At 58.0% G+C, this 12,638-nt stretch carries 13 protein-coding genes; 9 read left to right on the top strand and 4 right to left on the bottom strand.

The features are described 5' to 3' along the window. Positions 1–8 precede the first annotated feature (8 nt). Entirely contained in the window at positions 9–1,619 is a 1,611-nt protein-coding gene (gene lnt / locus C3B54_RS05005) for an apolipoprotein N-acyltransferase (protein WP_245867799.1), read from the top strand. Here lnt and C3B54_RS05000 read toward each other — a convergent pair. Then, entirely contained in the window at positions 1,570–2,289 is a 720-nt protein-coding gene (locus C3B54_RS05000) for a glycerophosphodiester phosphodiesterase family protein (protein ID WP_158665548.1), read from the bottom strand. The genes lnt and C3B54_RS05000 overlap by 50 nt on opposite strands. Positions 2,290–2,399: 110 nt before the next feature. Between C3B54_RS05000 and C3B54_RS04995 the strand changes: the two genes are divergently transcribed. From C3B54_RS04995 to C3B54_RS04985, 3 genes are read left to right on the top strand one after another with little or no spacing between them, the layout of a single operon-like run. Next, positions 2,400–3,167 (top strand): SDR family oxidoreductase, encoded by a 768-nt coding sequence (locus C3B54_RS04995; protein ID WP_104913519.1) that lies wholly within the window; start codon positions 2,400–2,402, stop codon positions 3,165–3,167. 2 nt (positions 3,168–3,169) lie between these two features. Continuing rightward, positions 3,170–3,658 carry an NUDIX hydrolase gene (locus C3B54_RS04990; protein ID WP_104913518.1) on the top strand — a complete coding sequence of 163 codons (489 nt, stop codon included), beginning with the start codon at positions 3,170–3,172 and terminating at the stop codon, positions 3,656–3,658. Further along, complete coding sequence (locus C3B54_RS04985; protein WP_104913517.1) at positions 3,655–4,623, top strand: PfkB family carbohydrate kinase; 969 nt, start codon at positions 3,655–3,657, stop codon at positions 4,621–4,623. Before C3B54_RS04990 ends, C3B54_RS04985 begins: the two co-directional genes overlap by 4 nt. A 93-nt stretch (positions 4,624–4,716) precedes the next feature. On the opposite strand, the gene C3B54_RS04980 is transcribed toward C3B54_RS04985, so the two are convergent. Continuing rightward, positions 4,717–5,364 carry a TetR/AcrR family transcriptional regulator gene (locus tag C3B54_RS04980; RefSeq protein WP_104914278.1) on the bottom strand — a complete coding sequence of 216 codons (648 nt, stop codon included), beginning with the start codon at positions 5,362–5,364 and terminating at the stop codon, positions 4,717–4,719. Positions 5,365–5,435: 71 nt separating this feature from the next. Here C3B54_RS04980 and C3B54_RS04975 point away from each other — a divergent pair, with 71 nt between their 5' ends. Then, a complete protein-coding gene (locus C3B54_RS04975; protein ID WP_104913516.1) occupies positions 5,436–5,879 on the top strand; it encodes a DUF6326 family protein in 444 nt (147 codons plus the stop codon). An 11-nt stretch (positions 5,880–5,890) separates the two neighbouring features. Here C3B54_RS04975 and trpD read toward each other — a convergent pair whose 3' ends face one another. Next, positions 5,891–6,958 carry an anthranilate phosphoribosyltransferase gene (trpD, locus tag C3B54_RS04970; protein WP_104913515.1) on the bottom strand — a complete coding sequence of 356 codons (1,068 nt, stop codon included), beginning with the start codon at positions 6,956–6,958 and terminating at the stop codon, positions 5,891–5,893. 71 nt (positions 6,959–7,029) lie between these two features. On the opposite strand from trpD, the gene ctaE reads away from it, so the two are divergent. The 4 genes from ctaE to qcrB are packed head-to-tail and all read left to right on the top strand — an operon-like array spanning position 7,030 to position 11,176. Next, positions 7,030–7,659 (top strand): aa3-type cytochrome oxidase subunit III, encoded by a 630-nt coding sequence (ctaE, locus tag C3B54_RS04965; RefSeq protein WP_104913514.1) that lies wholly within the window; start codon positions 7,030–7,032, stop codon positions 7,657–7,659. A 26-nt stretch (positions 7,660–7,685) separates the two neighbouring features. Beyond that, entirely contained in the window at positions 7,686–8,483 is a 798-nt protein-coding gene (qcrC, locus tag C3B54_RS04960; RefSeq protein WP_104913513.1) for a cytochrome bc1 complex diheme cytochrome c subunit, read from the top strand. A gap of 30 nt (positions 8,484–8,513) precedes the next feature. Next, positions 8,514–9,566: a cytochrome bc1 complex Rieske iron-sulfur subunit gene (gene qcrA / locus C3B54_RS04955; RefSeq protein WP_104913512.1), complete on the top strand. Its 1,053-nt coding sequence runs from the start codon at positions 8,514–8,516 to the stop codon at positions 9,564–9,566. Positions 9,567–9,613: 47 nt separating this feature from the next. Next, positions 9,614–11,176, top strand: a complete 1,563-nt coding sequence (gene qcrB / locus C3B54_RS04950; RefSeq protein WP_104914277.1) for a cytochrome bc1 complex cytochrome b subunit — start codon at positions 9,614–9,616, stop codon at positions 11,174–11,176. Positions 11,177–11,238: 62 nt separating this feature from the next. On the opposite strand, the gene C3B54_RS04945 is transcribed toward qcrB, so the two are convergent. Further along, positions 11,239–12,636 (bottom strand): MBL fold metallo-hydrolase RNA specificity domain-containing protein, encoded by a 1,398-nt coding sequence (locus C3B54_RS04945; RefSeq protein WP_104913511.1) that lies wholly within the window; start codon positions 12,634–12,636, stop codon positions 11,239–11,241. Between the last annotated feature and the right edge of the window lie 2 nt (positions 12,637–12,638).

Raw genomic sequence — 12,638 nt, 5'->3', positions numbered from 1 at the left:
TTTCCGGTGTGAGTGTTGTAGCCCGAACCCACGCAGTGACTGCATGGAATGGTCGCGGTCCACTGGGGCTACCACTGCTTGTCGCCCTCACACTGGCCGTAGTTTCTGGCTGGGTGATGGATTTGGGGCACCCCGATACAAACCTGTGGCCACTCACTCTTGTGGGTGCCGCTTTGATGATTTTCGCTGCCCGAGGCCTGAGCGTTCGTTCGTCGCTGTTGGTGGGCGCTGTGGGTGGGTTTTCCTACTACGGCATTCACATCTGGTGGCTCACCGTGTATCTCGGCCCTGTGCCGTGGTTTGGGCTCACGATTGCCCAAACCGCCTTTTTTGCGTTGGGGTTCGCACTCCTCACCCTGGCCTGGCGCTGGATACCCCAGCTGTGGTCGGGACCGGTGGGAACACTTGGCATGCTTCCGACCGTGTTGGCCAGTATCTGGTTGTTGCGCGAATCGGTTTCGGGGGTGTGGCCCTCGGGGGGTTTCAACTGGGCCCGGCTTGCCCACAGCCAATCGGAGACACCGCTGACGCCTCTCGTGGCGTGGGTGGGTCCTGGCGTGTTCAGCTTTATCCTCGCCTGGCTTTCCGCCTTCGGGGTTGTGCTGTGGCTGGAGCATCGAGTGAGCAGGCAATCTCGCGCAGCGCTGGCGTTGGCTGTGGTGACAGCTCTTGTTGTCTGGCCGGCTTTCCCCACAACGATTAGTGGCCACATGAGCGTTGCCGCCATTCAAGGCAACGCCGATGCCGGACTCTTTGCACAGTATGAACGCGGTGACAATCTGCGTGACCATCACCTCGTCACCCAACGGATTTACGGCGAACAAGTCGACGTTGTGGTGTGGCCGGAAAACGCATCCGATATTGATCCACTGCGTGACGAAATGGCGGCCGCCATCGCCAATGAAGTGGTGCGAGAAATGGATGCCCCGCTGGTGGTGGGGACCATCACTAGAGACGGTGACGAGACGTTTAACAGCGTGTTGCTATGGGAGGAAGATGGACAAGGGGGCTCCGGGGCCTCCGATCAATACGACAAAATTCACCCCGTTCCGTTCGCCGAATACCTTCCCGCCAGGGAGCTGATTTACCCGCTGGCGCCAGAACTTTTCGACCTCGTCCCCAGGGATTACAGCTTTGGCACCCGCGATACGGTGTTTTCGATCGACTCCCACACCGCCGGGATTGCGATCTGCTACGACATCGTCGACGACGCCATTTTCGCCCAGATGATGGATGAGGGTGCGGACATCATTTTTGCCCCCACCAATAACGCTGATTTTGGGCGCACCGACCAAAGTCTTCAACAGTTAGCTATCGCCCGGCTTCGAGCGGTTGAACTGGGTCGAAGCGTGGTGAATATTTCTACAGTCGGAACCAGTGCGATCATCACCCCGGAGGGAAAAGACCTGGATCGCCTCCCCACCTATACCGAGGGTTACATGATCGAGAGGGTTCCCACCGCCACCCACACAACACCTGCAGCCCGGTGGGGGAAGCAGTGGGAGTGGTGGCTCATCGCCTTGGGCTTGAGCGCCTTGGCGATTGCGGGCTCCAGGCGTCATAGCCCGGTCAGGGCATCAGTTCGCGACGCTGGATTGCTAAATCCGCCCGGTCGGTGACCATCGCTCGCACTCCCAGCTGCCAATAGCGGGTCATCAGTTCCGGATCGTTGATGGTCCACACACCCAAGGTCACTTTTCGCTCAGTGAGCTGTGACACAAAGCGCGGGGTGAGGAGGTTTATCCCTCGCCAATTGGGGGGGATAAACACTGCCTGTGCTCCCGCGAGAGCACGGTGGGCAATACGCGGCAACCCTAGCTGGGAGGCGAGGTAGGCGGGAAAGAGTTGCTGACTGGTTGCGCAGTTCACAATGGGGGAGAGGGCTTTGAGGGCGCGAGCCCTCGTTTTCGAAGAGAACGAGGCAATCATCACCCTCGAGGTGGCCCCCATTTTCTTCAGAGTAGTCACCACGGGTTCTAACGCAGCGGGGTGTTTGATATCGACGCTGAACCGCGCCCGAGGAAACTCTTCCAACAACTCCGCCAGCGAAGGCATGGTGACTCCACCACCCAAATCAATCGCTGACAGCTCACGCTGACGAAGCTGAGAAATCCGCTCAGGCCGGCCGGCCAAGCGAAGCAGATTCGGGTCGTGGGAAATCATGGCCACACCGTCGGCGGATGCGTGGACGTCTGTTTCCAAAATATCGGCACCGACCTCCACTGCCGCGCTAAATGCCGGAAGGGTGTTCTCCGGGAAATGAAGCGCCAAGCCACGGTGTGCGACCACCAGGTGTGGTTGTTCAGAAAAGAAAGACAACGCTCACACCTGTCCTCTTTTATCGCCAATGGGCATGCCTAAGCTCAGCGTACTCTCCGAGGGTTGCTAAGGTTCTTGGCATGTCTGCTCCCTTGGAAACTCATGAACTTCTCGGCAAACGGGTGCTCGTCACCGGATCTTCCCGCGGTATAGGCGCTCAGGTGGCCGAGTACGTGGCGGCTGCTGGTGCCCGAGTAGCCATTAACTACCGCAACAAAGAAGCCCGAGCTCAGAAGATTGCTCGGGAGATTACTGACGCCGGGGGAGAAGCCATTGTTGTTGGCGGTGATCTCACCGACCCGGTTGCCGTATTAGGGATGATGGGTGCCCTGCGTTCAGAGTTTGGCGGGCTAGACATCCTTGTGTTGAACGCCTCTGGTGGCATGGAAGCCGATGTTGCTGAGGATTATGCGATGAAACTCAACCGCGACGCCCAAGTCGGGGTCCTCAACGCCGCGTTGCCCTTGCTCGCTCCTGGCGGACGGGTAGTGTTCATCACCAGCCACCAGGCACATTTCATTCGCGAGGTGGACACCATGCCGGAATACCGGCCTGTAGCGCTGTCAAAGCGTGCCGGCGAGGATGCCTTGCGGGCGATGAAAGACGAGCTTGAGGCCAAAGGTGTGGGTTTTGTCGTGGTCTCGGGGGACATGATTGAAGGAACGGTGACGGCAACGCTTCTGAACCGCATCCACCCCGGGGCGCTTGATGAACGAAAAGAAGTCGCCGGCAAGATCTACAACGTCGAGGAATTTGCGGCTGAAGTCACCAGGGCCATTGTCGATGAGATCCCTGAAGATCACACCCGGCTGGTGGGAGACACCAGCTCGTTTAGCCCCAGCAACTAACAGTGTTCGCCGCGCTTCGACCCACCAGTCGGGTGCTTTTGCTCTCTCCTTCCCACACCGTGTTGATGCTCTTTACCCGAGCACCAGATTCGAGTAATTGGGCCCGATGGGTGTTACCCGGAGGGGGAGTCGACCCTGGTGAGTCTCACGAGAAGGCCGCCATTCGGGAAGTGTGGGAAGAGACAGGCCTGGTCGTGCGGACATTGGGGCCCACAGTGTGGGTGGAAGATGTTCCGTTGCCCTACGACGAAGCCATCTATCCGGGGGCCCACCAGGAATATTTTCTCGCCCACATAGAAGGCGAGTTTGAACCAGACCCTTCAGGCTGGAGCGATACCGAACAGGTTGACGTGACCGCCTGGCGGTGGTGGAATCGGGAGCAGTTATTAGCCACCAGAGAGCCTTTTGAGCCTCGCCAATTGCCCGAACTGTTGCGCCAGGTGGCGCACAACGCACACCCTAAAAAAGGATCAGCCCGGGAGGCACCGTGAGCGGACATATTGTCAGTATCGGCGAGGCACTGGTCGACATGATCGAAGTCTCCGACCCAGAGCACGCCACAAGCGGTGTGGCACCCGCCCACACCCAACCGCACTACATGGCGGCCTGGGGTGGCAGTCCAATGAATGTCGCGGTCGGTGCCGCACGGCTTGGTTCCCGTGTGGAATTTGCCGGTTCGTTTGCCGCCGATGCGCTGGGCGGAAAGCTCAAGGCCTTCCTTGTCGATCAGGGCATCGGTGTTGACCTTTCGGTAGATGTGAAAGAGATCAACACCACGATTGCGATGACGTCTTTCGTCAACGCCGAGCCGCAGTATGCGTTTTACGCCAGCCCCGCGTCATACGGTTTCTTACCTCCCGCGACGGCTAACCGCCAACAAATCGCTTCTGCTGCTCTTGTCCACACCGGTTCTTTGGTGGTCCTAGAGGATGTGACCTACGAAACGCTCACTGAATGCTTCCGAGTGGCAACGGGTATTAAAACCTTCGACCCCAACGTGAGGCCACGCATGGTGTCGAATTGGGATGACTACCGCAGGCGACTCGGGCTACTCATCAATCAGTCAGATTTTGTGAAATTCAGTCTCGAGGACATTGAGGCGGCCTATCCGAACCAGTCAGCCGACTCTGTAGCCTGGGCGGCGCTTGATGGTCCCACCCAGGCCGTGTTGGTCACTCGCGGTGGTGCGCCTGTCACCCTTTACAGTCACGACCAGCAGACGGAGATTGCGTTACCAGGAACATTTCCGGTCGTCGACACAACAGGCGGTGGCGATGCCACCATGGCGGCGATCGTCCATCAACTGGCGAGTAACGGTTTGCCGGGCGATCACGACACCTGGCAGACGGTGGTCAGACACGCATTACGTGTCGCAGGAATCGTCACGTCGCGCCGGGGCGGGGCCATTGCGATGCCTAGTGCTGACGAGGTACGTGCCGCGGGCGGGGCTATTTAGGGAAACAGGCTCAATCCAACCCACTCGACTTAACCGATAATACTTATTATGTCAGTTTAGCGAAATCAGCCCGCCTGTTAAGCACTGAACCACTCACTCCCCGAGCAGCCGCCGTTCGATGCCGTCGAGCAATATGGTGAGCCCAGCCGAGAACTCATCGCCGAATGAATAGTGACCCGAGCTAAAGAGATCTCCCAGCGTGCGCGCCAGATGGGGAAATTCCGACTCGTCTAGACCCACCTCATCTGCGTACTCTTGCTCCGCTCCTGTCGCTGGGTCGAAAGGCAGGGTGCTCTCAGTGAGGACGAATCCGAACACAAAGGCGTCTACTGTGGCAAAAGCTGTGGTGGCGAGCGTCGCGGAAAATCCTGCTTCTGAGAGTCGACCCATCATCGAGTCGTAGTGTCGAAGCTGCGATTGTCCTGGTTGAGGGCGTGATTCCAGCATTCCGAGCCCCCAGGGGTGCGCGCGAAGCACCTCACTCGCGGAGTGTGCGCGCTCCGAAAGCGCATCTCGCCATCTTGCATCCACGTTAGGTATTTGGATTTTGCGAAAAAGCCATTCAGAAAGCTCATTCAATAGCGCGTCCTTGTTGGATACGTGGTGATAGAGCGACATCGCCTCTACCCCTAGTTCCGAGCCCACCTGGCGCATGGTGACCGCGTTTATTCCCCCGCGGTCCGCGACGCGGGCTGCGGCGTCAATGATCCGCTCCTTCGAGAGTCGCTCTTTTCCCGGCATGGCCACCATTCTTGCAATCTTACTGCTGTAAGGCTAGTGTCTATATTCTTACGAGTGTAAAAAGGAGTGTTATGACCACCGCATCCCCCTTCAGTCAGCGGATTGATGACCGAGTAATCGTCTCCTCGCTATGGATGGCGACCATGATTGCCGTCGCCTTTGTTGACCTCTTCTCGCTCTACCGAGCGGATGTGCGGGCACAGATTGACAGCGGGTCGATATATGTCTTCGACATCGGCCCTGGCTTTCTCCTCGGTGTCATCATCTACGTCCTGATTCCCACCCTGATGATTCCGTTGGCCCTCGTACTCCCCCGGCGGGCAAATCGCGTGACCAACATCATCGTGGGCAGCCTTTTTCTCATCACCGTCATCGGTGGCGCAGTGGGCGAATGGAGCTACTACGTCCTGGCCAGCGCGATCGAAGTTGTTCTACTGCTTGCGATTGTGCGGATCGCACTGCGCTGGAAGCCAGAACCCGTAGCGCACCCACACGACACGACCAGTACGGCTTAGACCCAAATGGACTATGCGGCTGAGGCGTGGGTTGCCTCGACCCAGGCGTCAAACTTGGCCTGAGCGCTTCCCTGATCAATAGTCGCCTGGGCCAGAGTGATGTTCTCCACAAGGCGTTCTCGGAGCGGTCGGTCCTGCTCAGCGGGATTCTGAGCAAGGGCGAAGGATGTCAATCCGGCAGCGGCGTTGAGGACGACAATGTCCCTGGCTGGGCTGGCATCCCCGGCGAGCACTGAACGTGCCAGAGTGGCGTTGTGTTGTGGGCTCTCCCCCAGCAAGTCCTCAATGCGGGCTTTCGGTAAGCCAAGTTCCTCCAGATCAATAACGTGCTCAATAACTTGACCGCGAGTCACTTCCCACACCCGAGTGTGTCCGGTCGTCGTCATTTTGTCGATACCGTCATCGCCGCGGTAGAGCAGCGCAGTTGCTCCTCGCGTACGAAAGACGCCAGCCATCTGCGGGACCCGTTCAAGGTTTGCCACCCCGACGGCACTGGCCTCGGGCCTCGCCGGATTACACAACGGACCCAAGATGTTGAATACCGTAGGAATCCCGATTTCCTTGCGGGCGTTTGCTGCGTGGCGAAAACCAGGGTGAAATTTTGCCGCGAACACAAATGTCAGACCGACTTCGTGGAACACCCTTGCGACGTCGTCGGGTGTGAGATCTAGATTCACACCCAGTTGGGCAAGAACATCGCTGGCTCCCGACGCTGAACTCGCTGCCCTGTTGCCATGTTTCACGACAGGGGCTCCAGCGGCTGCAGCCACAATCGAGGCAATCGATGACACATTGATGACCGCACCGTAAGGGTCTCCCCCAGTGCCCACAATGTCCAACACCATCGCCGGCACGTCAAGAGGTACGGCGTTGTCCAGGATGGCCGAGCGAAAGCCCACCACCTCGTCAACCGTTTCGCCTTTAGCTCGGAGGGCAACCAAAAAGGCCGCCAGTTGGGCGTCAGACACATCACCGGCCATGACCTGACCCATCGCCTCGCTGGCTTCTGACACCGAGAGGTCACCGTTGGCGAGGATGTGCTGGAGCAATTCCGGCCATGTTCGGGAAGCATTCGACATATTCCCAGCCTACTTTGTGCTCCTCCCCCGGGGTTTCGTGGTCCACGATTCCCAGAGACATCGGGCATAATATGGGGGTGACTACAGCGACCACTGCGAATATTCAGCCCACCATCAATCGGCCCAACACTGTCGCAGTGGGGACCATCGTCTGGCTAGGCAGCGAAGTGATGTTCTTCGCCGGCCTCTTCGCCATTTACTTCACTCTGCGGAGCACCTCCCCAGAGCTGTGGGAGTCACGAATCGAACTTCTGGACGTGCCGTACGCGGCCATCAACACCACAATTTTGGTGCTATCCAGTGTGACTGCCCAATTTGGCGTGTTCGCTGCCGAGCGCCTTCAACCACGTGCAACAGGGGCGTCCCCCACCAAGTGGGGAATGATCGAATGGTTCTTCCTCACCTACCTGATGGGCGCAATCTTCATCGCGGGGCAAGTCTACGAATATGCCGTATTAGTCAGTGAAGGCTTGGCGCTGAACTCCGATGCCTACGGTTCCGCTTTCTACTTGACCACCGGTTTCCACGGCTTGCACGTCACCGGCGGTCTCATTGCGTTCCTCCTGGTAATTGGCCGGGCATATGCCGTGAAAGTGTTTACCCACCGAGAAGCCACTAGTGCGATTGTGGTGTCCTATTACTGGCACTTCGTCGACGTGGTCTGGATCGGTCTGTTCCTCGTCATTTACGTACTGCAATAACCCACACCAAGAAGCAAAAGGACACGATGACTTCCATGAAGCACCAGCGCCGAGGCCGCCGACACCCACTCGCGGGGTTCGCTCTTTTGGTCCTCGGGTTGTTTGTGACAGGCGGCGCCTACTCAGCCACCACTGCGGGAATCGCTAGCGCGCAGGAGGCGCCGGTTGCCAGCGCGAACCTGGTGGAAGATGGCGAACGCCTGTTCCTCGCGAACTGCGCGAGCTGTCACGGGACCAACGCGGAAGGAACCGAAGCTGGTCCCAGTCTGATTGGTGTCGGTGCACTCTCGGTCGAATTCCAGGTGGGAACCGGACGCATGCCCATGGCCGCTTCTGGGCCCCAAGCGGAGAAAAAGCCAGTGCAGTTCACCCAGCCGCAGATTGATGCGATGGGCGCATGGGTTCAAACTCTTGGACCTGGGCCCACCCTCCCCGACCCGCGCTACTACGCCGGTGACGGAGATGCCGCTGTCGGCGCTGAGCTCTTCAGGATTAACTGTGCGATGTGTCACAACGTGGCCGGCGCAGGAGGCGCACTCACCGAAGGCAAGTGGGCTCCCGCGGTTGTCGATGTCGACCCCATCCACGTCTATGGCGCGATGGTGACTGGTCCGCAGAACATGCCGGTCTTTAGTGACATGAACCTCTCCCCCGAAGATAAGAACGACATCATCACCTACCTGCAATACGTGGAAAATAACCCGTCGGTGGGTGGTTTTAGTCTCGGCAGTATTGGCCCGGTAGCGGAGGGCTTGTTTGTCTGGATTATTGGCCTCGGCGTTCTGATTGCGATCACGATCTGGCTCACGGCCAAAGCCCACTAAACCTCTCGATTCGACTAAGGAGACATTCGGATGGCGAAAGAGCCTGCTGAACACAGCGACTCATACGACGACTACCAGCCTGATCCGGGTTCGGCCGTTGAACGCTCCAATGCACCCCAAAATCCGGGTTTGCCTGAAGAAGAGCACCGAATTACCGATAAGGACCCCAAAGCAGCGCGTACCGCGGAGCGTCGCATCGCGATGTTCTTCGGGTTGTCTGTTGTGGGAAGCATCTTTGCTACCGTCGCCTACGTCGTGTTCCCCATCATTCCGGGCGATATGACCTCAGTGCGCCTCAACAACGGCTTGATGGGGCTTGGAATCACGCTGGGACTATTGGGAATCGGTTTTGGCGCGGTGTACTGGGCCAAGAACCTCATGTCCGACGAAGAAATGGTCGAAGAGCGCCACCCCACCCGCGGTGACGATGAGACCCGCGAAAAGGCCTCTCAGATTTTCACGGACGCCAACAAAGAAAGTGGTTTCACGCGCCGCTCACTGGTGCGAAACTCCCTGATTGGTGCTCTTCTCGCGACCCCTATCCCCGCGGTAGTGCTCTTTAGGGATCTTGCCCCACCGGAAAACCCTTCAAAGCTGATGAAGCAGACCATGTGGGACCAAGGTGTGCGCCTCGCGAGGGACCCTTCGGGCGAGCCCATCCGCGCAGCGGATGTCACTATCGGCTCCGCGTTCCACGTCATTCCTGAGGGACTGAAAGAAATCAAGTCAGGAAAACTCGAGGAAAAAGCTAAGGCAGCGGTTTTGCTGATGCGCTTGCCGATCGAGGATCTCAACGAATCCGAAGCGCGCAAGGGCTGGTCATACCAAGGAATTGTCGCGTACTCAAAGATTTGTACCCACGTCGGATGCCCAGTGGCGCTTTACGAGCAGCACACCCACCACCTGCTGTGCCCCTGCCACCAGTCACAATTCGATGTATCAAACGAGTGCGAAGTGATCTTCGGACCCGCCGCCAGACCCCTTCCTCAGCTTCCTATCACCGTTGATGCGGAAGGATATCTAGTAGCACAAGGTGATTTCACTGAGCCTGTTGGACCTAGCTTCTGGGAGCGTGAACTGTGAGCGTCGCAACGAACACTGAACAGCAGAAACAAGAGCCCGGCAAGGGCATGAAATTCACGGGTGCGGCCGCAAGCTACATCGACGAGCGGACCAGCGCTTCTGTTGCGGTGAAAACCCTCGGGCGGAAAATCTTTCCCGACCACTGGTCGTTCATGCTGGGTGAGGTGGCGCTCTACAGCTTTGTCGTCATCCTGATCACCGGCACATTCCTCACCTTCTTCTACGACCCTTCCATGACAAAGGTCGAATACGACGGCTCGTATCTGCCCCTCAAGGGTGTGGAAATGGCTGTCGCGTACCACACATCCCTTGATTTGTCTTTTGACATCAGAGGTGGATTGTTGATGCGCCAAGCGCACCACTGGGCGGCGCTACTCTTTATCGCGTCAATTGGTCTTCACATGCTTCGGGTGTTCTTCACTGGAGCTTTCCGGAAGCCCCGTGAGCTGAACTGGGTAATTGGTTTCGTACTCTTCGTTTTGGCCATGGCCGAAGGCTTCACCGGATACTCCCTGCCCGACGACCTGCTCTCCGGAAACGGACTACGAATCATTGATGGAATGGTGAAAGCCTTCCCCGTCATTGGTGTGTGGATTTCTTACCTGCTCTTCGGAGATGAGTTCCCAGGAGACCAGGTCATTCCGCGCCTCTACATCCTGCACATCATGCTGTTACCGGCCATCTTGATCGCCACCTTGGCGCTGCACATGGTGCTGTTGGTGGTCAACAAGCACACGCAGTTTGCTGGCCCGGGTCGCACCAACGACAATGTCGTGGGTTCACCTGTGATGCCGACATTCGCGGCGAAAGCGGGAGGATTTTTCTTCATCGTCTTCGGTGTGATCATGTTAATGGCATCGACGTTTACGATTAACCCCATTTGGAACTACGGGCCCTATGACCCCTCCCCTGTTGGGGCAGGAACCCAGCCAGACTGGTACATCGGCTTTGCCGATGGTGCGCTCAGGCTCATTCCGCCGGGCTGGGAGACTGTCTGGTTTGGCTACACCTGGGCTTGGGGTGTGCTGGTGCCCACCATTTTGCTCATCGTGTTCCTCGCTGCCGTCTTCCTCTACCCGTTCTTCGAAGCGTGGGTCACGGGAGACAAGCGTGAGCACCACATCGCCCAGCGTCCGCGTAACGCCCCCACGCGCACCGGAATCGGCGCAGCTGGCGTCACCTTCTACGGCGTGCTGTGGGCAGCGGCAAGCTCAGACCTGATCGCCACACACTTCAGGATGAGTATTGAGGGAGTCATTACTTTCCTTCAGGTGCTTCTGTTTGTCGGCCCTGTGCTGGCGCACATCATCGCAAAGCGCACCTGTCTCGCACTGCAGCGGAAAGACCGTGAGATTGCTTTGCACGGTTTCGAAAGTGGTCGAATTGTCCGCCTGCCAGGTGGGGAATACATCGAAGTACACGAACAATTGGATGACCACGAGCGTTGGAAGCTTCTGGACTACGAAGAGTACACACCGCTTCCTGTCCGACCCAACGAAAAAGGCAAGATCACGGTCGGCCGGCGGCTGCGCTCCGCCGCGTCAAACTGGTTCTTTGAGGACCGCGTCATCCCTGTCACTCAAAAGGAACTGGAAAACCAGCCCCACTAGGGAGCTCACGTTCGACGAAGAAGCCCTGTCGCTGTCGGTACCTCGTACCTCGTACCTCGTACCTAAAGTGGCAGGGTTTCTTCGTATTTCGGAGCAAACACCTTTACGCCAAACTCTTTTTCGAGCACCGGGGCGAGTTCATCCCTGGCCTCATCCTCGCCGTGGATAAGGACCACCCGCTTAGGCAGCACAGCGGCGGACGAGAGCCATGCCCTCACGTCGTCCCGGTCTGCGTGGACGGAGAAGTGTTCAAGTTGAACAACCTCAGCCTCGACGGCAATGTCCTGACCATGGATGCGCACACTATCCGCACCATCTCGCAGTGATGCACCCCGAGTACCCGCCGCTTGGTACCCGGTGAGTACTACAGCGTTTCTTGGGTCGGGTAACAGCCTCTTCAAATGGTGAAGCACCCGACCGCCGGTAGCCATTCCGGAAGCCGAAATGATGATGCACGGCGGTGCCCCATTTATCGACTTCGAATCCTCCGGGGTGGGCAGGGTCTCTAGAGTCCCCGGGTTGAACACGTCGGATGCACTGAGGTGTTCACGAATTTCAGGGCGAATTTCTTGGTGGTCGCTATCGATGGCGTGACGATAGACCTGGAGGGCTCTAATCGCCATCGGCGAATCCACGTAGATGGGAACGCGGGGAATCTGATCGCTGTCCATCAAATCGTTGATTTCAGCAAGGATAATCTCGGTGCGATCGACGGCGAACGCGGGGATCAGGACCGTACCGTCTCTGGCGATTGTTGTCCGAATAATCTCATCGAGGCCACTCTCGGCCTCCGGATGAAGCCTTGCTCCATAAGTCGACTCAACAAGAACTGCGTCGTATGAGACCTCCGGAATAATGTGTGGGCCCACAAGTAAGGGGTGATTACCTTGACCTAGATCCCCGGAATGCAAGATGGCCACTCCCCCAACGTCGAGATCGACGATGGCTGAGCCAAGAATATGGCCGGCCGGAAGCAATCTGACCTTTGCTCCGCCGGGTAACTCTTGCCATTGGCCGTAACTTAAGGGTTGAAAGAGGGAGATTGCGCCCTCGGCATCCCGCGACTCGTAGAGCGGCTGCGGGTCGTCGTGGCGGGAATAACCTTCCTTTTTCGCGTACCGGGCATCCTCCTCTTGGATTCGTGCAGAATCGCGCAACACAATCGATGCCAGGTTGGCCGTATCTGGGGTGAGGTAAATGGGGCCCCGGTAGCCCTGCCGCCACAACCTTGGAAGATAGCCGCAATGATCCAGGTGGGCGTGAGAAATAACGACTGAGTCCAATTCCTTTGCCGGAAGAGGGAGGTCATCCCAGTTGCGTCTGCGCCACTCCCTCGGCCCTTGGAACAGGCCCGCCTCAAGCAGCAACTGATGGGAACCGTACTCTACTAAGAAGCGACTTCCGGTCACCGTACCCGCTGCGCCCAAAAACCGAATGCTCGTTGGGGCCGGAGTGCTCATAG

Source organism: Pontimonas salivibrio (assembly GCF_002950575.1).
Classification (GTDB): Bacteria; Actinomycetota; Actinomycetes; order Actinomycetales; family Microbacteriaceae; genus Pontimonas; species Pontimonas salivibrio.
This window is presented reverse-complemented; position numbering and strand designations above follow the sequence as displayed.